Source organism: Bradyrhizobium sp. BTAi1 (genome assembly GCF_000015165.1).
GTDB classification, from domain to species: domain Bacteria; phylum Pseudomonadota; class Alphaproteobacteria; order Rhizobiales; family Xanthobacteraceae; genus Bradyrhizobium; species Bradyrhizobium denitrificans.
The window spans coordinates 3289116-3310643 of the sequence record NC_009485.1; the positions used below are offsets into that span (position 1 = coordinate 3289116).

At 67.1% G+C, this 21528-nt stretch carries 21 protein-coding genes and 1 riboswitch; of the genes, 15 read left to right on the forward strand and 6 right to left on the reverse strand.

Annotated elements, in window-relative coordinates; translation table 11 throughout:
* Window positions 1–3: 3 nt before the first annotated feature.
* Both cobO and cobU read right to left on the reverse strand, forming a co-directional pair.
* The gene (gene cobO / locus BBTA_RS14670; protein WP_012043272.1) at window positions 4–612 is read right to left on the reverse strand and encodes a cob(I)yrinic acid a,c-diamide adenosyltransferase; all 609 of its coding nucleotides are present in this window, start codon (window positions 610–612) and stop codon (window positions 4–6) included.
* Between the two features lie 41 nt (window positions 613–653).
* Entirely contained in the window at window positions 654–1190 is a 537-nt protein-coding gene (gene cobU, locus BBTA_RS14675; protein WP_012043273.1) for a bifunctional adenosylcobinamide kinase/adenosylcobinamide-phosphate guanylyltransferase, read from the reverse strand.
* 35 nt (window positions 1191–1225) lie between these two features.
* Window positions 1226–1419: riboswitch (cobalamin riboswitch) on the forward strand.
* A 117-nt stretch (window positions 1420–1536) separates the two neighbouring features.
* Here cobU and BBTA_RS14680 point away from each other — a divergent pair.
* Genes BBTA_RS14680 through cobJ form a run of 8 tightly spaced genes read left to right on the forward strand, consistent with a single transcriptional unit; the run spans window position 1537 to window position 10470 of the window.
* A complete protein-coding gene (locus BBTA_RS14680) occupies window positions 1537–2169 on the forward strand; it encodes a HupE/UreJ family protein (protein WP_012043274.1) in 633 nt (210 codons plus the stop codon).
* Window positions 2170–2172: 3 nt separating this feature from the next.
* The gene (locus BBTA_RS14685; protein WP_041751441.1) at window positions 2173–2568 is read left to right on the forward strand and encodes a DUF1636 domain-containing protein; all 396 of its coding nucleotides are present in this window, start codon (window positions 2173–2175) and stop codon (window positions 2566–2568) included.
* Between the two features lie 17 nt (window positions 2569–2585).
* A complete protein-coding gene (gene cobW, locus BBTA_RS14690; RefSeq protein ID WP_012043276.1) occupies window positions 2586–3623 on the forward strand; it encodes a cobalamin biosynthesis protein CobW in 1038 nt (345 codons plus the stop codon).
* Between the two features lie 9 nt (window positions 3624–3632).
* Window positions 3633–7055 (forward strand): cobaltochelatase subunit CobN, encoded by a 3423-nt coding sequence (gene cobN / locus BBTA_RS14695; protein WP_012043277.1) that lies wholly within the window; start codon window positions 3633–3635, stop codon window positions 7053–7055.
* On the forward strand, window positions 7052–8326 hold the full coding sequence (gene cobG / locus BBTA_RS14700; protein ID WP_012043278.1) for a precorrin-3B synthase: 1275 nt from the start codon (window positions 7052–7054) through the stop codon (window positions 8324–8326). The genes cobN and cobG overlap by 4 nt, the downstream gene beginning before the upstream one ends.
* A complete protein-coding gene (locus BBTA_RS14705) occupies window positions 8319–8951 on the forward strand; it encodes a precorrin-8X methylmutase (protein WP_012043279.1) in 633 nt (210 codons plus the stop codon). The genes cobG and BBTA_RS14705 overlap by 8 nt, the downstream gene beginning before the upstream one ends.
* Window positions 8948–9706 carry a precorrin-2 C(20)-methyltransferase gene (locus tag BBTA_RS14710; protein WP_012043280.1) on the forward strand — a complete coding sequence of 253 codons (759 nt, stop codon included), beginning with the start codon at window positions 8948–8950 and terminating at the stop codon, window positions 9704–9706. The genes BBTA_RS14705 and BBTA_RS14710 overlap by 4 nt, the downstream gene beginning before the upstream one ends.
* Complete coding sequence (gene cobJ / locus BBTA_RS14715) at window positions 9703–10470, forward strand: precorrin-3B C(17)-methyltransferase (RefSeq protein WP_012043281.1); 768 nt, start codon at window positions 9703–9705, stop codon at window positions 10468–10470. Before BBTA_RS14710 ends, cobJ begins: the two co-directional genes overlap by 4 nt.
* On the opposite strand, the gene BBTA_RS14720 is transcribed toward cobJ, so the two are convergent.
* On the reverse strand, window positions 10434–11207 hold the full coding sequence (locus BBTA_RS14720; RefSeq protein ID WP_012043282.1) for a cobalt-precorrin-6A reductase: 774 nt from the start codon (window positions 11205–11207) through the stop codon (window positions 10434–10436). The two genes, cobJ and BBTA_RS14720, sit on opposite strands and share 37 nt — an antisense overlap.
* Before the next feature lie 17 nt (window positions 11208–11224).
* Between BBTA_RS14720 and BBTA_RS14725 the strand changes: the two genes are divergently transcribed.
* From BBTA_RS14725 to cobM, 3 genes are read left to right on the forward strand one after another with little or no spacing between them, the layout of a single operon-like run.
* On the forward strand, window positions 11225–12457 hold the full coding sequence (locus tag BBTA_RS14725; RefSeq protein WP_012043283.1) for a bifunctional cobalt-precorrin-7 (C(5))-methyltransferase/cobalt-precorrin-6B (C(15))-methyltransferase: 1233 nt from the start codon (window positions 11225–11227) through the stop codon (window positions 12455–12457).
* Complete coding sequence (locus tag BBTA_RS14730; protein ID WP_012043284.1) at window positions 12454–12858, forward strand: cobalamin biosynthesis protein; 405 nt, start codon at window positions 12454–12456, stop codon at window positions 12856–12858. Before BBTA_RS14725 ends, BBTA_RS14730 begins: the two co-directional genes overlap by 4 nt.
* Window positions 12855–13616, forward strand: a complete 762-nt coding sequence (gene cobM, locus BBTA_RS14735) for a precorrin-4 C(11)-methyltransferase (RefSeq protein ID WP_012043285.1) — start codon at window positions 12855–12857, stop codon at window positions 13614–13616. The genes BBTA_RS14730 and cobM overlap by 4 nt, the downstream gene beginning before the upstream one ends.
* Here cobM and BBTA_RS14740 read toward each other — a convergent pair.
* The gene (locus tag BBTA_RS14740) at window positions 13586–14716 is read right to left on the reverse strand and encodes a cobalt-precorrin-5B (C(1))-methyltransferase (RefSeq protein WP_012043286.1); all 1131 of its coding nucleotides are present in this window, start codon (window positions 14714–14716) and stop codon (window positions 13586–13588) included. The two genes, cobM and BBTA_RS14740, sit on opposite strands and share 31 nt — an antisense overlap.
* A gap of 47 nt (window positions 14717–14763) precedes the next feature.
* Between BBTA_RS14740 and BBTA_RS14745 the strand changes: the two genes are divergently transcribed.
* Together BBTA_RS14745 and bluB are read left to right on the forward strand one after the other, a co-directional pair.
* Window positions 14764–16104 carry a cobyrinate a,c-diamide synthase gene (locus tag BBTA_RS14745; RefSeq protein ID WP_012043287.1) on the forward strand — a complete coding sequence of 447 codons (1341 nt, stop codon included), beginning with the start codon at window positions 14764–14766 and terminating at the stop codon, window positions 16102–16104.
* Window positions 16101–16754: a 5,6-dimethylbenzimidazole synthase gene (gene bluB, locus BBTA_RS14750; RefSeq protein WP_012043288.1), complete on the forward strand. Its 654-nt coding sequence runs from the start codon at window positions 16101–16103 to the stop codon at window positions 16752–16754. Before BBTA_RS14745 ends, bluB begins: the two co-directional genes overlap by 4 nt.
* A gap of 63 nt (window positions 16755–16817) precedes the next feature.
* Here the strand turns inward: bluB and BBTA_RS14755 are convergent, their stop codons facing one another.
* Together BBTA_RS14755 and BBTA_RS14760 are read right to left on the reverse strand one after the other, a co-directional pair.
* Entirely contained in the window at window positions 16818–17543 is a 726-nt protein-coding gene (locus BBTA_RS14755; RefSeq protein WP_012043289.1) for a formyltransferase family protein, read from the reverse strand.
* Window positions 17544–17561: 18 nt separating this feature from the next.
* Window positions 17562–18896, reverse strand: coding sequence for a hypothetical protein (locus tag BBTA_RS14760; RefSeq protein ID WP_012043290.1), 1335 nt, complete (start codon window positions 18894–18896; stop codon window positions 17562–17564).
* 911 nt (window positions 18897–19807) lie between these two features.
* On the opposite strand from BBTA_RS14760, the gene BBTA_RS14765 reads away from it, so the two are divergent.
* Both BBTA_RS14765 and BBTA_RS14770 read left to right on the forward strand, forming a co-directional pair.
* Window positions 19808–20509 (forward strand): RNA polymerase sigma factor, encoded by a 702-nt coding sequence (locus BBTA_RS14765; RefSeq protein ID WP_012043291.1) that lies wholly within the window; start codon window positions 19808–19810, stop codon window positions 20507–20509.
* A gap of 137 nt (window positions 20510–20646) precedes the next feature.
* A complete protein-coding gene (locus BBTA_RS14770) occupies window positions 20647–21471 on the forward strand; it encodes a flagellin (protein ID WP_012043292.1) in 825 nt (274 codons plus the stop codon).
* The last annotated feature ends 57 nt before the right edge of the window (window positions 21472–21528 follow it).

Below are 21528 nucleotides of genomic sequence, written 5' to 3' on the forward strand. Positions count from 1 at the left end.
GGACTAGTACTCGATGCCTTCCTGCGCCTTCACGCCGGCCGCGAAGTGATGCTTGACGAGGTTCATCTCGGTGACGAGATCGGCGGCCTCGATCAGCTCCGGCTTGGCGTTGCGGCCGGTGACGACGACGTGCAGATCGGGGCGGCGCCCGGCCAGCGTTGCGACCACGTCGCCGATCGGCAGATGGTCATAACGCAAGGCGATGTTGAGCTCGTCGAGGATCAGCAGCCGGATCGTGGGATCGGCCATCAGCTCCTTCGCCTTGCCCCAGGCGCGCTCGGCCGCGGCGACGTCGCGCGCGCGATCCTGCGTCTCCCAAGTGAAGCCTTCGCCGAGCGTGTGCCACGACACCTGATCGCCGAAACGCTCGATCGCCTTGCGCTCCCCGGTCTCCCACGCACCCTTGCCGAACTGCACGACGCCGATGCGAAAGCCGCGGCCCAGAGCGCGCAGCATCAGGCCCCAGGCCGCGGTCGACTTGCCCTTGCCTTTGCCGGTGTGGACGATCAGCAGGCCCTTTTCGACGGTCTTCGACGCCACCTCGGCATCCTGAACCGCCTTGCGATTCTCCATCTTGGCCTTGTGGCGGGCATCCTCGGCGCTCTCGGTCATCGGCAGATTCCTTTCATGTCCAAGTCCGGTCTGAGCCCTGTTCATTTCAAGATCAGCGGCAGTCCCGCCGCCATCAGAATCACCCGATCGGCCGCCGCTGCGACGTCCTGGTTCAGCCGCCCCTGCGCATCGCGGAATGCGCGCGCCAGCGCATTGTCCGGGACGATGCCGAGACCGACCTCATTGGACACGACGACGATCGGACCGGACACTGCGGCGAGCGCATCGACGAGATCGGCACAGCAAGCCGCGACGTCCATTTCGGCGAGCATCACATTGCTGAGCCAGAGCGTCAGGCAGTCGATCAGCAGCGGCATGCGCGAGCCGGCATGGGCGCGGACGAGAGCGGGAAGATCATGGGTGGTCTCACGCGTCTGCCATCCCGCCACGCGCCGCGCCTTGTGCTGCGCGATGCGCGCGGTCATCTCATCGTCGAATGCCAGTGCGGTCGCAACATAGATCCAGGGCGGCGGATTCGTGGTCACCAGCGCCTCAGCATGGCGGCTTTTGCCCGAGCGCGCGCCGCCGAGCACCAAGGTCAGGCGCGGCAGGGCGGGGGACGGCGGGGCAGGGTCCATGGGGACGATTCCGATTGACGGGCTTTGGCGCGACCCGTATCTAACAGGATGACGGTTCTCCGAAAGGAGAGATTTAGGGAACACGGTGCGGGTTCTGAACCCAAGGCCGTGGCTGCCCCCGCAACTGTAATCGGCGAGTGTGAGGCCAAGACACCACTGGGAAACCGGGAAGGTGGTTTCACGCAGCGACCCGAGAGCCAGGAGACCTGCCGTCGACATTGCTGTTGGCCGACCCGTCGCGCGGGGAGTCGCGATGCTGGTTTGATCCCGCCGGGATGGGCGGGATGCCGTCGGATGCAGCGCATCGTCCGGCCCTCTGGGGAGCCGGCAAGCGACGGAGATGGCCATGAAGTTCAACCGCACTGCGTCCTTCGCGCTCGCGAGCCTTGTCCTGCTCGCGGCTGAGCCCGCCTTTGCGCATCATATGATGGACGGCAAGCTGCCGCAGACCTTCGCGCAAGGTCTGCTGTCCGGTTTGGGTCATCCCGTCATCGGGCTCGATCATCTGGCGGCCATCGTGGGCGCCGGCATCGTTGCGGCGCTGCTCGGGCGCGGCTTTGCTCCGGTGCTCGCCTTCACCACCGCAATGATCGCCGGCGTCGGTCTGCATCTGGCCAAGGCCAACATTCCGGCGGCCGAACTGCTGGTCGGTCTTTCCACCGCGGTGGTCGGTCTTCTGGTCGTGATGCGCGGCCAATTCGGCGTGCTGCCCGTCGCGGCTCTGTTCGCTCTGACCGGCCTCGTGCACGGCTATGCGCTGGGTGAGTCGATCGTCGGCGCCGAAAACACCCCGCTCGGGGCCTATTTCGCCGGCCTGCTGGTGATCCAGACCCTGATCGCGGTGGGAGCATTCCTGGGCACGAAGGCGCTGTCCGCGAAGGCCGACACGCTTGCGCCAGTCGCGCTGCGCGTCGCGGGCGCTGCCATCGTTCTGGTGGGCGGTGTCGCGGCGGCGACGGCGGCCGGCGTGATCGGCTGATTGATGACCGCATCAGAGCTTGGGCAGACGACACTGTTCGTCTGCGTTACTTGCCGTGCGCAGGGTGTGGACAGTGCGTCGGCTGACCAGCCGCGGGCTGGAGCGCGTCTGCTTGCCGCGATCGAGGCCGCGCCCGCAGAGCAGCGCGCCGGTGTTGCCGTGGTCGGCGTCGAGTGCCTATCGAACTGCAACCGTGCCTGCACCGTCGCGGTGACGGCGCCGGGCAAGTGGACCTATGTGCTCGGCGCACTCGATCCCGACATTCATGCGCAGGATGTGCTGACATTCGCTCAGCTGCATCAGCGTCACGAGGCCGGTCTGCCGGCCTGGCGCGAGCGTCCGGAATACATCCGCAAGAACACCGTTGCGCGGGTACCCGCGCTGTCGTTGCCGCGCTGAAGACGAGAGCTCTCGCCATGACAAAGTCCTACGCCAAGACGCCTTGCACCATCGTCACCGGTTTCCTTGGCGCGGGGAAGACCACGCTGGTGCGCAACCTGATCGAGACGGCGAATGGCCGAAGGCTCGCGATCATCGTCAACGAGTTCGGCGATGTCGGCATCGATGGCGACATCCTGAAAGGGTGCGGCGTGCCGGACTGTCCAGAGGATCGCATCGTCGAGCTGTCCAACGGATGCCTGTGCTGTACGGTCGCGGATGATTTCGTGCCGGCGCTCAAGAGCCTGCTGGACCAGAAGGAGCCGCCCGAGCATATTGTGATCGAGACCTCGGGCCTCGCACTGCCGAAGCCGCTGGTGCAGGCCTTCAACTGGCCGGAGATTGCGACGCGTGTGACCGTCGATGGCGTCGTCGCTGTCGTCGATGGCCCTGCTGTCGCCGCTGGCCGCTTCGCCGATGATCCGGAGGCCTTGGCCGCGCAGCGTGCCGCCGACGATTCGCTCGATCACGACAATCCGCTCGAGGAGGTCTATGAGGATCAGCTGCTCTGCGCCGACCTCGTTGTGATGAACAAGAGCGACCTCTTGAGCGAGCAGCAGCGCAAGGATGTTGCGGCTGAGATCGCCGCGAAGGTGCAACGCGCCGTCAAGGTCATTGCGACGGAGCACGGCAGGCTGTCCGCGTCCGTTCTGCTCGGCCTCGGCGCCGCGGCCGAGCAGGACCTCGCCGCGCGGCCCTCGCATCACGACAATGAGGCCGAGCACGATCACGACGATTTCGAGAGTTTCGTGCTCGATGTGCCCGCGCAGATTTCGCCGGACGCGCTCGTCGACCGCATTGCCGCTGCCGTCGATGCGCATGACGTGCTGCGCGTGAAGGGATTCGTGGAGGTGGCCGGCAAGCCGCTGCGCCTGCTGGTGCAGGCCGTCGGCAACCGCATCCAGCACCAGTTCGAGCGTCCGTGGCGGGCGGGGGAAACGCGGCAGGGCCGGCTGGTGGTGATCGGCGAGCGTGGCCTCGATGCGGCCGCGATCCAGAGCCTGATCGCGGGATAGGCGAGGGCGATGCATCTCCTGGCGACATCCGGCGCAGATCTCGACGACCTCGAACAGGCCGTGGATCTCGCACAGTCGCCGGCCGAGATCGTGGTGCTGTCGTTTTCGGACAGTGACCTGTCGGCGCTGGCGGGGGCGTGGACCGCATCGGCGGCCGAGTTGCCCAGCCTGCGGCTCGCCAGCCTGAAGCGGCTGAAGCATCCCATGTCGGTGGATCTCTACATCGACAGCGTCATCCTCGGGGCGCGCGCCGTCGTCGTGCGTTGCCTCGGTGGGCTCGACTACTGGCGCTATGGGATGGAGCGCATCGCGGCGGTTTGCCGGAGCCGCAAGATCCTGCTGGCGGCGCTGCCGGGAGATGACCGCGCCGATGACCGGCTCGATGAGTTCTCGACCTTGCCGAAAGAGTCGACAGCGCGGCTGTATGGTTATCTGCACGAGGGCGGCATCGGCAATGCGCGCGAGGCGCTGCACTATCTGGCCATGCTGCTCGGCCGCGACGCGACGTTTGCCGAGCCGGTCGCGATCGGTTCGATCGTCGGCTTCGTGCCGGATCGTGGCGCCGTCGCCATCGACGATCTCTGTTCTGGCGATGACAAGCGGCCAGCCGCGCTGATCGTGTTCTATCGCGCCAGCTTGCTTGCCGCCGACACGGCGGGAATTGCGGAACTGATGCGGACGATCGAGCGCGGGGGGCTCGCCGCAGCGGCTGTGGCGGTCACCAGCCTCAAGGATCCGAGCATCGCGGATGCGATGGGGCGATTGATCGCGACGCGGCGTCCCGCGATCATCCTGAATGCGACCGCATTCTCTGCGTTGCGCGATGACGGCTCGACCGTGCTGGACGCAGCCGACGCGCCGGTGCTGCAGATCATCCAGGCGCAGAGCACCGAAGAGGCCTGGGCCGCCTCGTCGCGCGGCCTTTCGCCGACCGATCTTGCCATGAATGTGGTGCTGCCGGAGCTGGACGGCCGCTTGCTGGCGCGTCCGATCGCCTTCAAGGGCGAGGCCGCAGCGGATGAGCGTCTGCAATTCGGCACTATCAGCTACGTTCCGCAGGCGGATCGTGCGTCCTATGTCGCCCGGCTCGCTGCGCGATGGGCGCGGCTGCGCGCGGCGCCGGCAGGCGAGCGCCGTATGGCGCTGATGCTGTCGGACTACCCGGCGCGCGGCGGGCGTCGTGGCTATGCGGTCGGTCTCGACACCAGCGCGAGCGCTGCGGCCATTGCGCAGCTCCTCGCCCAGGCAGGATACGATCTTGGCGGTGCTCCACCGACCGCCGCGCAGATCGAAGCGTTGCTGCGCGACGAGGCGGATGACCTCGTCGTGCCGTTCGCGGTCTATCAAAGCGCTTTGAAGCTGTTGCCGGAAGGGCTGCAGGACGCGCTGCATGAGTGCTGGGGCGAGGCCGCGGCCGACCCGGCATTTCGCGATGGCGCCTTTCGCTTTCCGGTGCTGCGCGCCGGAAAGCTTACAATTTTGCTGCAGCCGGATCGCGGCAGTCGTGCGGACCGCAAATCCGGCTATCACGACACGACCGTGCCGCCGCGGCATGGCTACGTCGCGCTCTATGCGCATCTGCGCGAGGTCGAGACGATCGATGCCCTGGTTCATCTCGGCGCGCATGGAACGCTGGAATGGCTGCCGGGCAAGGCGCTGGCGCTGTCGAACACATGCTGGCCGGAGGCCGTGCTCGGCCCGCTTCCCGTCATCTATCCGTTCATCGTCAACAATCCCGGCGAGGCGATGCAGGCCAAGCGCCGGCTTGCGGCGCTGACGCTCGGACATCTCACGCCGCCGCTGGCGCAGGCCGGTCTGCACGGACCGTTGCTGGAGCTGGAGGGGCTGGTCGAAGAATATGCCGAAGCCGATGGGCTCGATCGGCGCCGCCTCAGACTGCTGGAAGACGAGATCATCGCGCGGGCCTGGCAGAGCGGTCTCGCCGCCGATTGCGGGCTCGACCGCACCATGAACGGCCGCGAGGCGGTGGCGCAGCTCGACGCCCAGCTCTGCGATATCAAGGAGCTGGCGGTGCGCGACCGCCTCCATGTGTTCGGCCAGGCTCCGGACGCGCCGGCGGCCGGCCTGCTCATCGACGCGATCGCGGCAGCCGCTGGCCAGGCGGGCGGCGCCGTCGATCGCGCCGACGTCGAAACCCGAATTCACGCGAGCGTCGTCGCCGAGCGCGAGGCGCTGCTGGCCGCGCTCGATGGCCGCCGCGTGGCGGCCGGGCCCGCTGGCGCGCCGAGCCGCGGCCGTCTCGACGTGCTGCCCACCGGGCGCAATCTGACTGCGATCGACCCGCGGGCCATTCCGACCCGGACCGCGGCCGTGGTCGGCGTGCGCGCGGCCGACGAGGTGATCCGGCGTTATCTTCAGGACCACGGCGATTATCCGCGGTCGCTGATGCTCGATCTCTGGGCTTCCGCATCGCTGCGAACCGGCGGTGACGATCTCGCCCAGGCGCTGGCCTATCTCGGCGTGCGCCCGCGCTGGGATCTGAATTCGAACCGCGTCACCGGCATCGATGTGCTGCCTTTGGCGATGCTCGATCGGCCGCGCATCGACGCGACGCTGCGCATCTCGGGATTGTTTCGCGACCTGTTCGAAGCGCAGATCGCGCTGTTCGATCTCGCCGTGCAGAAGGTCGCCGTGCTCGACGAGGACGATGCCGACAATCCCTTGGCCGCGGCGCGGCGGCGCGGCGAGAGCCTCGCGCGCGTGTTCGGTGGCGCGCCCGGCAGCTACGGCGCCGTCGCCGCCGACCTCGCGCTCGGGATGACATGGGAAACCCGATCGCAGCTCGGCGACGCCTATCTGGACGGCAGCGGCTATAGTTTCGGCGGAGGGCATGACGGCGTGTCGGCCGCCGCGACGTTTCGTGACCGGGTTCGCAGCATCGATGCGCTGGTGCATCCGCAGGACGATCGTGAGCGCGATCTGCTGGACGGCGAGGAGGTCGCCGACTTCGCCGGCGGCTTCGCCGCTGCGGCCGCATCGCTCGGCGCGACACCCGCGCTGCTGCATCTCGACACCAGCCGGCCCGACCAGCCGAAGGCACGCACGTTTGACGAGGAGATCGCCCGTGTGGTGCGCGGCCGACTCACCAATCCGCGTTGGATCTCGGGCATGCTCGCCCACGGCTATCGCGGCGTCGCCGAGATCGCGCAAGGAATCGACGCGCTCTACGCTTTCGCGGCCACGTCGGACAGCGTTCCCGAGCATCTGTTTGATCTGGCGCATGGGGCGTTGCTGCGCGACGAGGCAGTGTTGGACGGCATGATCGCGCGCAATCCGGCGGCCGTGGCCGCCATTCTGTCGCGGTTCGAGGATGCGCTGCGCCGACGCCTCTGGGTGCCGCGTCGCAATGCTGTTGCTGACGAGCTTGCGCTGGCCCATACGCGCCTCGTGCCAACGGAGAGAGTGTCGTGACCGCCGCGGTCGATATCAAAGGCTGGTGTCCCGGGGCGCGGCGGCCGATGCCGAGCGGTGACGGGCTCATCGTTCGCGTTCGGCCGCATGGCGGCGCCTTGCCGGTCGCCGCGCTGCGTGACCTGGCTGAGGCGGCTGAGCGCTTCGGCAATGGCCAGATCGATCTGACGCGGCGCGCCAATCTGCAGATCCGCGGCGTTTCCCCAGCGACCTTGGCGCCGTTGTGGGAGGTCTTGGAGAGGCTCCGGGTGCTCGACGACAGCGCGGAGCTGGAGGCGATCCGAAACATCGTGATCAATCCGCTGGCGGGATTGGACCCCGCGGAAATGATCGACATGCGTCCCGTTGCGGCCGAGCTGGAGGCCTTGCTGGCGTCCGATCAGGCGCTTGAGGCGTTGCCGGCCAAGTTCGGTTTCGTGCTCGACGGCGGCGGCCGGCTGCCGCTGACGGATCTTGCCGCCGATATTCGGCTCGCGGCCTGTGATCGCGACGGTCGCGGCCGCGTCGCGCTCGGCATGGCGGCCATGGATGGCGTCGCATGGCTTGGCACCACCGACGCCGCTGATGCCCCGGCCAAGGCTGTGCAGCTCGCGCGGCTCGTGCTGCAGCACAGCCCGACGCGCCGCTCCGCGACGCTGCCGTCGACGATGCAAACTGCTCTGAGCGCCGCGCTGGGGCTGACGGTTTCTGATGCCATCGCGACGAGGGCGATCGCGCCATCGGAGCGCTGCGGTCTGATCGCTTTGACGGACCAGACCTGCGCCGTCGGCCTCGGCGCGCCGTTCGGTCGCCTCGACAGCGAGACGCTGATGCGGCTCGCGGCTGTGCTCGCGGCCCATGATGTCTGCGAGATCCGCCTGTCACCTTGGCGCAGATTGTATGTCGCAGTACGCCGCGAAACGGCCGCGCAGTGCGTGTCCGATGCGGCGCGGCTTGGCCTGATCGTCGATGATTCGGATCCGTTGATGCGCATCGATGCCTGTTCGGGCGTCGGCGGCTGTCCGTCGACCGGGCTGGCGACGCGGCAACACGCGCGCATGCTCGTGGCCGCGATGGCGCGCACAGGGTTCAAAGGTTCGTTGCACGTCTCCGGCTGCGCCAAGGGGTGCGCGCGCTCGGCGCCGGCAGAGCTGGTGCTGGCCGGTGACGGCGATCATTATCGCATCATCCGCCACGGCACCGTGAAGAGCGCGTCCTGCGGCATGTTCGATCCGGCGCGCGATGGGACAGCGGCCGGGCTGTTCCGAGCAAGCGAGAACGCCGATGTCTGACCTGCGCGACTACATCAAGGATGGGGCGGAGATCTATCGGCGCTCGTTCGCGACGATCCGCCGCGAAGCTGACCTGACGCGCTTTCAGGGCCTGGAAGAGAAGATCGCCGTGCGCATCATCCACGCCTGCGGCATGGTCGAGATCACGTCCGACATCGAGATCTCCGAACGCTTCGCGGCCGAGGCACGCGCCGCGCTTGATCGCGGCGCGCCGATCCTGTGCGATGCAAAGATGGTGGCGCAGGGCATCACGCGCGCCAGACTGCCTGCCAACAACGAGATCATCTGCACGCTCGATGATCCCAAGGTTCCAGCTTTGGCCGCGCAGCTCGGCACGACGCGCTCGGCCGCGGCGCTCGAATTGTGGCGTCCGCATCTCGGCGGCGCGCTGGTCGCGATCGGCAACGCGCCGACGTCGCTGTTTCATCTGCTCGATATGCTGGACCAGGGCGCGCCGCGGCCGGCAGCGGTGATCGGAACAGCGGTCGGCTTCGTCGGCGCGCGCGAATCGAAGGAGGCGCTCGCGGCCGATGGCCGCGTGCCGTATCTGATCGTGAAAGGACGCAAGGGCGGCAGCGCGATGGCCGTTGCGGCGGTGAATGCCATCGCGAGCGATGCCGAATGAGCCTGCTCGACACCATCGCGGGCGTGGCCGATGCCGGCACGTTGTACGGCATCGGCGTTGGTCCCGGCGACGTGCGTTACCTCACGCTGCGCGCGGCCGGCCTGGTCCGGTCGGTCGATGTGGTGGCGTTCTTCGCTAAGCGCGGGATGGAGGGCCATGCCCGCCGGATCGTCGCGCCGCTGATGGATGCCGGCCGTCGTGAGTTGCGGCTGGAATATCCCGTCACCGAAGAGGTGCCTGTCGCCGATCCGTCCTATCAGGCGCAGATCGGCGGTTTCTATCACCGCGCGGCGGAGAGTATCGCGGCGCATCTTGCCGCTGGACGGTCGGTCGGGTTGCTGTCGGAAGGCGATCCGTTCTTCTACGGTTCGTTCATGCATATGTGGCGCCGGCTCGAGCGTGATCATCCGGTCGAGGTCGTGCCCGGCGTGACCGGCATGTCCGGATGCTGGACCAAGGCCAACGTTCCGATCACCTGGGGTGATGACATCCTCTCGGTGTTGCCAGGTACGTTGGACGAGGACGTCCTACATGATCGGCTGGCGCGTTGTGAGGCGGCCGTGATCATGAAGGTCGGGCGCAATCTGACGAAAGTGAAGCGAGCCATCATCCGCGCCGGCTTGATCGACCGCGCCCTCTATATCGAGCGTGGCACGATGGAGGCACAGCGCGTCGCGCCGTTGGCTGAGATCGAACTGGCGCGCGGCCCGTATTTCTCGATGATCCTGATCCCGGGACAGGGGCGTCGGCTGTGACGGGCACGCTCACCATCGTGGGGGTCGGTCCGGGGCGGCCGGAGCTGATCACGCCGGCGGCGTCGCGAGTGATCGCTGCTGCGACCGACTTGATCGGCTACGGACCTTATCTCGACAGGGTCGCCACCAGCTCTCCGGGCCAGGTCCGCCACGCCAGCGACAACCGGGTCGAGCTCGATCGCGCGCGGCACGCGCTCACCCTCGCCAGCGAAGGCCGGCAGGTTGCCGTGGTGTCGGGAGGCGATCCCGGCGTGTTCGCCATGGCCGCCGCCGTGTTCGAGGCGGTCGAGACCGGGCCCCTGGCCTGGCGCGAGCTGGACATCCGCGTCGAGCCCGGCGTCACCGCGATGCTCGCAGCGGCCGCTGAGGTCGGCGCGCCGCTTGGCGGCGATTTCTGCGCGATCTCGCTCTCCGACAATCTCAAGAGCTGGACCACGATCAGGCGTCGCCTCGAAGCCGCGGCCACGGCCGATTTCGTGATCGCGCTCTACAATCCGCTGTCGAAAGCGCGACCGCACCAGCTCGGCCAGGCGTTCGAGTTGTTGCGGCAGCTCAAGCCGCCATCGACTGTCGTCGTGATGGTGCGTGCCGCCGGCAGCGGCGATGTCAGACGGATCATCACGACGCTGGCGGAGGTCAATCCTGACGACGCCGATATGCGTACGCTGGTGATGATCGGGGCGACGGCCACGCGCCTGATCGCGCGCGAGGGCAGGGCGCCTTGGGTCTATACTTTGCGCCGTGAGGTGGAGGGTGGCGCATGAGCAAGTTGCGTCTCCAGCCAGAGCAGTGCCTGCCGCGCATCGTCGAGCGCGATGCCATGCGGCTTGTCGGGGCGCGCGATCATCACCACGGGAATGCCGAGCCGCCGCGCGGCCGCGATCTTCGGATAGGTCGCAGCGCCGCCGGAGTTCTTGGAAACGATGAAGGCGACGCGCTGCTGGATCAGGAAGTCGTGCTCCTTCGCGTCGTCGAACGGCCCGCGATCATAGACGAAGCGAATATCCGGCGGCAGGGCGATGTCGCCGGGCGGGTCGATCGTGCGAGCGATGTAATGGTGCTGCGGAGCCGCGGCAAACGCCGCGAGCTCCAGCCGGCCGAGGCTGAGGAAGATTCGCGCCGCCGTCGCGCCGAGCGCCGCGGCTGCAGCCTCCGCGCTGTCGACCTCGATCCAGCGATCTCCGTCCTGGCGCTGCCATGCGGCGCGCCGGATCGAGACGAGCGGCAGCGACAAGGCACGGCAGGCCGCGACGGCATGGCGCGAGATCTGATCCGCATAAGGATGCGTCGCGTCGATCACTGCGGCGATCGCACGATCGCGCAGCCATGCTTCCAATCCGGCAACGCCGCCGAAGCCGCCGATGCGCGTCGGCAGCGGCTGCGGCTTGGGCGAGGCGGTGCGGCCGGCGAGCGAGAGCGTCGCCGCGAAGCGGGCGTCGCCGTCCAGCAGACGCGCCAGCTCCGAAGCTTCGGTCGTGCCGCCGAGAATGAGAATGCGCATGCAGGACAGGGTCCATCATGAATCCGCAGCCAACTTGCAACGCGGCGCGCTGGCTGTCCATCGTCGGCATCGGTGAGGACGGCGTTGAGGGGCTTTCGCAGCCTGCCCGCCGTCTCATTGCGCAGGCCGCGTTGGTGGTCGGCGGCGCGCGCCATCTGGAGCTCGCGGCGTCGCTGATTTCAGGCGAGCGGCTGGCCTGGCCAAGTCCGCTGCATCTGGCGTTCGAGCGGATCGAGGCCCGCAGGGGAGAGCCGGTGGTCGTGCTCGCCAGCGGCGATCCATTCACCTACGGCGTCGGCAAGCAGCTGATGCAGCGCTTCGGCGCGGCGGACATGCTGTGCGTGCCGCAGCCATCCGCCTTCAGTCTGGCGGCGGCGCGGCTCGGCTGGCCGCTGCAGGATGTCGCTCTGGTCACCCTGCATGGCCGCCCGCTCGAAGGGATCATCCGCCATCTCGTGCCGGGGGCGCGCATTCTCGCGCTGGCTTGGGATGGATCGACGGCGGGCAAGCTCGCGGCTCTGCTGACGTCACGGCGCATGGGGCGCTCGCGCCTGACCGTGCTCGAGGCGATGGGCGGACCGCAGGAGCGGGTGCGCAGCGCGGCGGCCAATGTCTTCGATCTGTCGGACATCCACCCGCTGACGACGATTGCTCTGGAGGTGATCGGCGAGCCGGACGCCCCGGTGATTCCGCTCACGTCGGGTCTCGCCGATGATCTGTTCGAGCATGACGGCCAGCTCACCAAGCGCGACGTGCGGGCCGTCACGCTGTCGGCGCTGGCGCCGCATCCAGGCGAACTGCTCTGGGACGTCGGCCTGGGCTCAGGTTCGGTCGCGATCGAATGGCTGCTGCGCCACGGCGCGCTGCGCGCGATCGGGATCGAGGCCCGGCAGGACCGGGCCGACCGAGCCATGCGCAACGCGCTTGCCCTCGGCGCGCCCGATCTCAAGGTCGTGCTCGGCCGCGCTCCAGCGGTGCTGGCCGATCTCGAACCTCCGGATGCGGTGTTCATTGGCGGCGGGATTTCGGAACCAGGCGTGTTCGAGGCGGCCTGGTCGCGACTGAAGCCGGGCGGGCGGCTCGTGGCGAATGTCATTTCGCTCGAGGGCGAAGCGCGTGTCACCGAGCTGTTCGGCCGGCATGGCGGCGAGCTGATCAGGATCGCCGTGTCGCGCATCGAGCCGGTCGGCCGGATGCATGGCTGGCGGCAGGCGATGCCGGTAACGCAATGGCGGGTGATGAAGCCATGATTGCGCTTGGGATCGGCTGCCGCCGCGACGCCAGCGCTGATGCGATCGAGGCCGTGGTGGCTCAAGCCTTGAGGGCCGCGAGCCTGGTGTCGAGCGATATCGCCGTGATCGCAACGGCAGCCGACAAGCGAGACGAGGCGGGCATTGTCGAAGCCGCCAAGCGCCTGCGGCGTCCCTTGGTCGGGGTCGCGGCTGCCGAGCTTGCGGCGGTCGCCGATCGCGCTGTCACCTATAGCGACCTCGTGCACCGGTTGAAGGGAGTGCCATCCATCGCCGAGACGGCGGCGCTCGTTGCCGCGGGCCGCCATGCGCGACTGATCCTGCCGCGCATGGCCAATGCGTCGGCGACCTGTGCCTTGGCTGAAGGGGACGGCGCCTTCCCTGCGGAGAACGGCGGATGACGGTGCACTTCATCGGCGCCGGCCCTGGCGCGGCGGATCTGATCACTTTGCGCGGGCGCGACCTGATCGCGCGCTGCCCGGTGTGTCTCTATGCCGGTTCGCTGGTCCCCCAGGCCCTGCTCGAACACTGCCCGCCGGGCGCACGCATCGTCGATACGGCACCAATGTCGCTCGACGAGATCATCAATGAGATCGCACAGGCCACGGCCGCCGGCCATGACGTCGCGCGGCTGCATTCCGGCGACCTCGCGATCTGGAGCGCGCTGGGCGAGCAATTGCGGCGCCTCGACGCGCTGCAGATCCCTTACACCGTGACGCCGGGCGTGCCGTCGTTCTCCGCGGCGGCGGCGGCGCTGGGACGTGAGCTGACCCTGCCAGGGCTTGTCCAGTCGGTCGTGCTGACACGCACGTCGGGTCGCGCCTCAGCCATGCCCGATACGGAACGACTGTCGCTGTTCGCGCAGTCGCGCGCCACGCTCGCCATTCATTTGTCGATCCATGTGATCGACAAGGTCGCCGATGAGCTGCGCCCGCATTATGGTGATGATTGCCCGGTCGCCGTGGTCTATCGCGCGAGCTGGCCGGATCAGCGCATCATGCGCGGCACGCTTGCGACCATCGCAGCTCAGGTCGCGGCCGATGAGGTCGAGCGCACGGCGCTGATCCTGGTTGGCCACGCACTTGGCGCAGAGGATTTTCGCGACAGCGCACTGTACGATGCTGATTATCAGCGGCGGTTTCGCGGGAGGGGAGAGTGATCTGCCCCCAGACATCGCCCGACCAGCCGGCCGTCGCGGTCGAACACGGCGACATCGAGCGCGACCGCGTCATTGGCGAGCGCGCGATACGCGGTCTGCCAAGCGGCCCGCGCGACCACGTCGCCAGCCGGGAAGCCGGACCTGTCGGACTCTTGCAGCACCTGCAGCGCGGTGTTGGCGGTTCGCGCCGTCTCGACCAGCTCCGGTGGCGCGCCCGCATCGTGCAGCGCGGTTGCAAGCCAGCCGAGATCGACCTCGCCGGCGCGCGAATGCAGGTCGAGCAGGCCTTGGCCCAGCTTGGTCATCTTGGCAAAGCCGCCGGCGACGGTGACGCGGCCGACGGGATGGCGGCGCAGATATTTCAGCATGCCGCCGGCGAAGTCGCCCATGTCGATCAGCGCCGTGTCCGGCAGACCATAGAGCTGCTGCACCGCCTTCTCGGAGGTGCTCCCGGTGGCGCCGGCGATGTGCGGCAGGCCGGCGGCGCGCGCGACATCGATGCCGCGATAGATCGAGTGAATCCAGGCGGCACAGCTGAAGGGCACAACGATGCCCGTGGTGCCCAGGATCGACAGGCCGCCGACGATGCCGAGCCGCGGGTTCAAGGTCTTCTTCGCGAGGTCCTCGCCGCCGGGAATCGCGATCTCGACGGTGACGTCGCGCGTGCCGCCAAGGGCTGTGGCAGCCTCGTCGATCGCGGCGATGATCATCTCACGCGGCACGGGATTGATCGCAGGCTCCCCCGGCGGCAGCGGCAGTCCGGGCCGCGTCACGGTGCCGACGCCCGAGCCGGCGCGGAACGCGATGCCGGAGCCGGCGTCGCGCCGTTGCACCGTGGCCTTGATCAACGCCCCATGCGTCACGTCGGGATCATCACCGGCATCCTTGACGACGCCAGCCGTCGCACGCCCCCCCTCGGCCTCGTGGATCGCGACTGCGAAGCTCGCGCGACGTCCGCCCGGCAGGGCGATGTCGACGATCGCAGGACAGCTGCCGGTCATCAGCAGCTCATAGGCTGCGCGCGCAGCCGCGGTCGCGCAGCTGCCGGTGGTCCAGCCACGCTTCAGCGGTCGGTTCAGCGGATCCGCGGTTTCCGTCATGCCGGATCGCATAGCATATTTTGCTGCGACAAGCCGGTACTCCGACCATGACCGCGGCGGCTCCCAAGGGGATCATCATCGCCGCGCCGCGCTCGGGGGCCGGCAAGACGACCGTCACGCTCGGGCTGCTGCGCGCTCTTGCCGAACGTGGCACGGCCGTGCAGCCGTTCAAATGCGGCCCCGACTACATCGATCTTGCGTTCCACAGCATCGCGGCGCGCCGGACGAGCTACAACCTCGACGGCTGGGCGATGTCGGCGCCGCAGCTGCGAGGGCTTGTGTCTGCCGTCGCCGCCGGTGCCGAGATCGCCATCGTCGAGGGTGTCATGGGCCTGTTCGATGGGGCGCCGCAGCCCGGCCGCGCGGGCAGGGGCTCGGCCGCGGATCTGGCCGCGCTGCTGGGCTGGCCGGTGGTGCTCGTGCTCGATGTCAGCGGGCAGACCGAGACGGCTGCCGCTGTCGCGCTCGGCTGTGCGCGGTTTCGGGACGATGTCCAGATCACCGGCGTGATCCTCAATCGGGTGGCGAGCGAACGGCATCGCGCGCTCATCGCGCCGGCGTTTGCGCAGCTCGGAATCAGCGTGCTCGGCGCGGTCATGCGCGATGCGCAATTGACATTGCCGGAGCGGCATCTCGGCCTCGTCCAGGTCCAGGAGCTCACCACGATCGAGCCTCATCTCGACCGGCTTGCGGCATGTCTGGCCAAGTCGGTCGACCTCGATGCCGTGCGCGCGCTCGCGCAACCCGCACGCCTCCCGATCGATGCCGCACAGACATCAGGCCTGGGTATCAGGCCGCCGGGGCAGCGCGTTGCCTTGGCGTCCGACGCCGCCTTCTCGTTCAACTATCCGCATCTGTTGCGGCACTGGCGCGCCGAGGGCGCGGAGATCGTGCCGTTCTCGCCGATGAACGACGAGGCTCCGGACCCCACAGCCGATGCGGTCTGGCTGCCGGGCGGCTATCCCGAACTGCACGCCGGCCGATTGGCGTCGGCGGCGACGTTCCGCGACGGACTGCGCGATCTGGCCGCGCGCGCGGTGCCGATCCATGGCGAATGCGGGGGCTATATGATGCTGGGGGCCGGGCTGGAAGATGCCGAGGGCGCGCGGCACGCCATGGCCGGATTGCTGTCGCTGGAGACCTCGTTCGCCAGGCGGCGCCTGCACCTCGGCTATCGCCGTGCAACCTTGCTGGCGGATTGCAGCCTCGGCCGGACCGGAGCCGAAGTCCACGGTCACGAGTTCCACTACGCGACGATTCTGAGCGGAACCGACGATCCGCTGATCGATTGCCGTGATGCGTCGGGCCAGGTGACGGCAGAACGCGGTGCCCGGCGCGGCTCGGTGACCGGATCGTTCCTGCACGTCCTGAGTGGAGCGGCGCCATGAGCCCTGCAAAGCATCCTCCGCATTTCGATGCGTCCTTCAAGGCTCTGTTCGCCGATCTCGTGCGCTGGCGCCGCGATGTGCGCCGCTTTCGGACCGATCCGGTGCCCCCGGATTTGATCGAGCGGCTGCTGACCCTGGCCGCTCACGCGCCTTCCGTGGGGTTCTGTCAGCCCTGGCGGTTTGTCCTGGTTGAAACGGCAGAGCGGCGTGCAGCAATTGTCGAAAACTTCAGACAGAGTAATCAGGCCGCGCTGGCAGGGTATGATGGCGAGCGACGCGCGCTCTATGCCCGCCTGAAGCTGGAAGGGCTCACGCTCGCTCCCGTGCATCTCGCTGTCTGTGCCGATGAGGGGACCGCGACGGGTCACCGTCTCGGCCGCGCCACGATGCCGGAGACCTTGCGCTACTCGGTGGTGGCGTCGGTCCAGACCTTCTGGCTTGCGGCACGGGCCGAAGGGCTCGGCGTCGGCTGGGTGTCGATCCTCGACCCCGCCGCCGTCTGTCGGGAGCTCGACCTGCCGTCCGACTGGACGCTGGTCGCCTATCTCTGCATCGGCTGGCCGCAAGAGGAACATGACGATCCCGAGTTGGAGCGTCACGGCTGGGAGACTCGGCTGAACCAGACAGCGATCCAGCCGCTCAAACGGTAGAGCTTGAGCCGGAAGAGCGGAAACCGCGTTCCGAAACGATCAAGCTCAAACCAATAAACAGGATCACGAAGCCATCGCCAGCGCCGGCGCCTCCACCGTGGCCGGCTCGGCGGCCTGGGCGGTGGTGCATGCCAGTTGGAAGCGCATGCCGTGCAGGGTGATCGTGAGGGGGATGCCGCGGAAATCGTCGTGGAAGGCGCGGACGCGGCGCATCATCTCGGCAGGATCGATATCGGCCGCCATATCGCACATCCGCGCATACATCTGCCTGGTGCTCTTGATGCCGCTCCAGGCGATCGGGAGAACCGGCAGCGGCCTGGCGTGGCAGGCGAGATCGCGCGACATGCGCCAGAACAGATAGGCTGTCCGCACGAACGTCATCTGCTCCAGGCCGCGGACATCGACGCCGTTCGGGATGTCGAAGGTTTCGGTTCCGATGATCGCGCCGCAATCGACGCGGGGCTCCATCACATGGGCGGTGGCGCCGAAGCTCTCGGCGCCGTCATACATCGCAAAATGGGCTGGCGCCCAGCCGGCGTAGTTCGGCGGCCCCGGATGAAAATTGTAGGCGCCGTGACCGACAGCCGCCAGAATCTCGGACGGCACGATCACGCCGGTGGTGAACGCGATCAGGCGAGATCTGCCGAGCACGTCCTGTTCGATGGCTTCGAGTTCCGGCAAGCTGACCGCGCCGCGGAACGCCAGTGCGGGATTATGCGCCCTGAGCAGTTCGGAGAGCGCGAGCTGCTGGTCGCGGCTGCCGGTCAGCAGAATGATGGTATCGAACATGATCTGTCCTCGTTGCAGTCAGCGGCGATAGGTCTCGACATTGTCCGGCCTGCGGCCTGCCTCGGCGGCGGCGATGGTGCGGAACAGGTTCTCCGGCAAGTGCTGCCCGGGAACGACCTCGAAGACCATGTTGTCGGCGAGGAAAGCGGCTTCGCGGGCGATGCGGGCCTCCGGCTGCCACGAACACAGCGAGAGTTCGAGCCGTCCGAAGCCGCCGCAATCCGCGACGAAGGCGCGGGTCACCGCATCAATGCTGTCGGCCGTCTCGCGGGCGCTGCGGCCGTCGACCTCGCGCAGAATGACGGTGACCGCTTTGTCGGAGTTGGCACCGGAGCAGAGGACGAGCAGGGCGTCTGACGCACCGACACGGCCGGCGCGCCTGGCGGGGCGGACCATCGTCGCAAAATCCGGATCAGGACCGAGATCGCCGCTCGTCGGTTTCAGGTTGTGAACGACGACAGCGCTTCGAGCCGCCAATTGACCCGCAACAGCGTGATAGGACCGCGGCAGCCACACGGTATCCAGCGCAATCTGCGAGGTGACGGCACTCCAGGCCTGATCAATGAGATAACCGTCCCAGACATCGGGAAACGTGCGAGCCAGCTCAGACCACGTCCTCAGCATCGTCTCGGCCGCCTTCGAGCGGCCGAAATACAGCGTCCGCGCCGACATCTCCCAGCCGTTCCATTTGTGGACGGCAAAATCGCAGCCCGTCAGCTCAGGCAGATCCGGGACGGCCTGCAACATCACGTCGGGCTCGACGAACAGGAGCGGCTGCTTGTGCCGCTGCCACATGCGCGTGACGAAGTCCGCCCTGTCGGCGGCTGTTAGGCGATCGCCGCTGCCGCTATCGATGGCTTCAATCTCGAAGGCGAGGCCGAGCCGCTCGAGCGAGCGTCTGAGATGATAGATATGCAAGTCGCCGATGGTCCTGGCGTGACAGGACACGACTCGCAGCGCATCGGGTCTGTGCGCGCCTACCGGCGCCGGCCAGCCGAGCCCGCCCCACCACAATTCGTGTGGACCATCCGCCGATGCGCCAACGGTGCCGAACTCGGTCAGCTTCGATTTGAGGAAGTCGAATGCAGGATTTTCCCCGAGTGGGATTACGACTGCGTCATGGGACGTCAAGCTGCTGACCAGCAGTTCGGCTCCGGCACCCGTCGGAGGGTCGAGCACGAGAATGGTGCGGCCGCCGCACGCCTCAGACAAACGATCCCACCGGACCGGCGGACCGAATGTGCGTGACACCCAACGCAGACGGCGAGCCTGGTGTTCGCCGAGCCAGACTCCGTCGGCGCGCAAGGTCTGCGTCGGGTCGTCATGAATGGCGCTCGATGCTGGTCGCGTCATGCAGGTCCTCCTGGACAGTTGAACGGACCAAGGCCGCAGATCAGGCGCAGCGATCGCGCAAGTGGTCGTGCCGTTTGTGATGTGGGTGTGATGGAAGCGGGGACACGGAAAACGTGTTGTTCATTTCGTAATGTTGCCGGATGTCACCATTGATTGATCATCCACGCGCGCTGAGTGCCACGGAATGAAACGCGGTCCATTGAACTCATCGCCCGGAGCGGAACAGTTAGTTAAAAATGGAGAGTCAGTGCGGGCGGCCGAGCCTGATTGTTTGCTTCGTCGGCGCCCGTCCGAGCGATCGCGAGAGGCGATCGAAACATCCGGAAACAGACCTGCCCGCTATTGAAACTGATAGAAACAGACACGCGCGCATTCAGTGCGTTCGACACGTCATGTCGACCGCCCTGCATTCCTTGATGTCGGCTACTACAACGTTTGAGTTAGTCGGATCAGGCGCATGAATTCGTAAAAAGTCGTCGTGCGAGTCAAAAAACGCGCCAGCGGCAACTGACAGAGTCAAAAAATACGGTAGCTTCGCTGAAGATGATTCGGAAAAAATTGCCGGGCGCCGGATACGCTCGGTGACGATTTCCGGCTCTCGCGCCACTGCCATGTTGATGTACCGCGGTGCGCTCCTACGAACGCTGTGTGTTTGCGTTGTGCCTGCATCTTCAGCTGAATTCGTCCTCGGAATGAATCCCTGCCATGCCGACCTGCGGCTTCTCTTCATCCATGATCGTGCCTCGCCTGATCCGCGGAGGGCAGAATTTGCCCGGCGCTAGGCAAAATACTCCAGCTAAGCGTTTGAAAAACAACAAAAATAATCCGCCTGCTTGTTTCGGTCTGGGCGTTCAAGGATCGGAAGCCGTGTGCGAGACGCGGTTTTGGCATTGCGGGTTGGAGATTGGGAAATGAACTACGCGCTGGACGTCTGTGCCCCGACTGATGGCGTGCCCCTGAACGCGCCGGCGTCGCCGGATGTCGCCGAGGTGCCGTGGAGCGAGTCGGCCAGCACCGTTCCGGATTGCTCGCCCGGTCAGGTCGCGGTGTTCGACGAGGACAAGGAACTGCTCGATCGTCTCGCCACGGGAGACGAGACGGCGTTCCGCCTGCTGGTCGAGCGTCATATCGACCGCGCCTATGCCATTGCCTTGCGGATCGTCGGCAACGCCGCCGATGCCGAGGATGTGGTGCAGGACACGATGCTCAAGGTCTGGACCCATCGCGGACGTTGGCAGCATGGGCGTGCCAAGTTCTCGACCTGGCTCTATCGCGTGGTCAGCAACCGCTGCATCGACCTACGGCGCAAGCCGCGGACCGAGAATGTCGATGTCGTTCCGGAGGTCGCGGACGGCAAGCCCGACGCGGCGAGCGTGATCGAACGAGCCGAGATGAGCGATCTGCTGGAGGCTGCGATGCGTCGGCTTCCGGAGCAGCAGCGCGTCGCGGTGATCCTGTCGTATCACGAGAACATGAGCAATGGTGAGATCGCCGAGGTGATGGACACCACGGTGTCTGCGGTGGAGTCGCTGCTGAAGCGGGGTCGCCAGCAATTGCGTGACATGCTGCGGCGGCACGAGCGCGACATCTGCGGCGCTTTCACCGATTGCTAACCATAGAGTCCTGGCCAGAAAGAATTCCCGCCTGAAACACGCAGGCGCTTCCGTTTGATCGATCAGACGGGGCTGATCCGCACCGTCAGTCCTTCCACGATCCGGCCCGTTCTGCCGATCACTCAGGAGTCTTCACCGTGCCCGCCATTTCAACCAACATCGCCGCCAATTCGGCCGTCCGCTATCTGAACATCAACTCCAATCAGGAGACGAGCTCGCTCTCCAAGCTGTCGAGCGGATCGCGTATCACCTCGGCCTCCGACGACGCGGCCGGTCTCGCCATCTCGACGCGCATTTCCTCGGACATCACCACGCTGCAGCAGGCGGCCACCAACGCCGCGCAGGCTACCTCGATCCTGCAGACCGCCGACGGCGGCGCCTCCAACATCAGCGACATTCTGGCCCGCATGAAGTCGCTGGCCTCGGAGTCGGCCTCGGGCACGACGGTCGGCACCAGCCGCACCTACATCCAGTCGGAATTCTCGCAGCTGATCAGCGAAATCTCGTCGATCGCGACGGGAACGCGCTATAGCGGCCAGAGCCTGCTCGACGGCACCAGCACCTTCTCAGCCGGCGTCTCGGTGCTGGTCGGTTCGTCCGCCACCGACACCATCGACATCAAGCTGTCGGATCTCACGGCGAGCACGCTTGGCGTCTCCTCGCTCGACGTCAGCACCCAGAGCGGTGCGACTGCGGCGCTCACGACGCTCGACACTGCGATCGACACCGTGTCGAAGGCCCGCGCGGATATCGGTGCGCAGGAGTCGCGCTTCAACTTCTCGGCCGATTCAATTTCGACGCAGACGCAGAACCTGCAATCCGCCAACTCCGCGATCAAGGACGTGGACATCGCCTCGGAGCAGGCGAAGCTGTCCTCGGCTCAGGTGAAGACCCAGGCTGCGGTGTCGGCCGAAGCCGCGGCAAACCAGATCCCGCAGTACCTCCTGAAGCTGCTCGGCTAAGTCATGTTCTGCCGGGCCGGCGCGACGCCGGCCCGGCCTCTCCCTCGGAGGATGTCG

Excerpts from the sequence above, each read along its gene's own strand:
- cobO (WP_012043272.1), bottom strand. The coding sequence starts at position 612 with ATGACCGAGAGCGCCGAGGATGCCCGCCACAAGGCCAAGATGGAGAAT.
- cobU (WP_012043273.1), bottom strand. The coding sequence starts at position 1,190 with ATGGACCCTGCCCCGCCGTCCCCCGCCCTGCCGCGCCTGACCTTGGTG.
- BBTA_RS14680 (WP_012043274.1), top strand. The coding sequence starts at position 1,537 with ATGAAGTTCAACCGCACTGCGTCCTTCGCGCTCGCGAGCCTTGTCCTG.
- BBTA_RS14685 (WP_041751441.1), top strand. The coding sequence starts at position 2,173 with ATGACCGCATCAGAGCTTGGGCAGACGACACTGTTCGTCTGCGTTACT.
- cobW (WP_012043276.1), top strand. The coding sequence starts at position 2,586 with ATGACAAAGTCCTACGCCAAGACGCCTTGCACCATCGTCACCGGTTTC.
- cobN (WP_012043277.1), top strand. The coding sequence starts at position 3,633 with ATGCATCTCCTGGCGACATCCGGCGCAGATCTCGACGACCTCGAACAG.
- BBTA_RS14705 (WP_012043279.1), top strand. The coding sequence starts at position 8,319 with ATGTCTGACCTGCGCGACTACATCAAGGATGGGGCGGAGATCTATCGG.
- BBTA_RS14710 (WP_012043280.1), top strand. The coding sequence starts at position 8,948 with ATGAGCCTGCTCGACACCATCGCGGGCGTGGCCGATGCCGGCACGTTG.
- BBTA_RS14720 (WP_012043282.1), bottom strand. The coding sequence starts at position 11,207 with ATGCGCATTCTCATTCTCGGCGGCACGACCGAAGCTTCGGAGCTGGCG.
- BBTA_RS14725 (WP_012043283.1), top strand. The coding sequence starts at position 11,225 with ATGAATCCGCAGCCAACTTGCAACGCGGCGCGCTGGCTGTCCATCGTC.
- BBTA_RS14730 (WP_012043284.1), top strand. The coding sequence starts at position 12,454 with ATGATTGCGCTTGGGATCGGCTGCCGCCGCGACGCCAGCGCTGATGCG.
- cobM (WP_012043285.1), top strand. The coding sequence starts at position 12,855 with ATGACGGTGCACTTCATCGGCGCCGGCCCTGGCGCGGCGGATCTGATC.
- BBTA_RS14740 (WP_012043286.1), bottom strand. The coding sequence starts at position 14,716 with ATGACGGAAACCGCGGATCCGCTGAACCGACCGCTGAAGCGTGGCTGG.
- BBTA_RS14745 (WP_012043287.1), top strand. The coding sequence starts at position 14,764 with ATGACCGCGGCGGCTCCCAAGGGGATCATCATCGCCGCGCCGCGCTCG.
- bluB (WP_012043288.1), top strand. The coding sequence starts at position 16,101 with ATGAGCCCTGCAAAGCATCCTCCGCATTTCGATGCGTCCTTCAAGGCT.
- BBTA_RS14755 (WP_012043289.1), bottom strand. The coding sequence starts at position 17,543 with ATGTTCGATACCATCATTCTGCTGACCGGCAGCCGCGACCAGCAGCTC.
- BBTA_RS14760 (WP_012043290.1), bottom strand. The coding sequence starts at position 18,896 with ATGACGCGACCAGCATCGAGCGCCATTCATGACGACCCGACGCAGACC.
- BBTA_RS14765 (WP_012043291.1), top strand. The coding sequence starts at position 19,808 with ATGAACTACGCGCTGGACGTCTGTGCCCCGACTGATGGCGTGCCCCTG.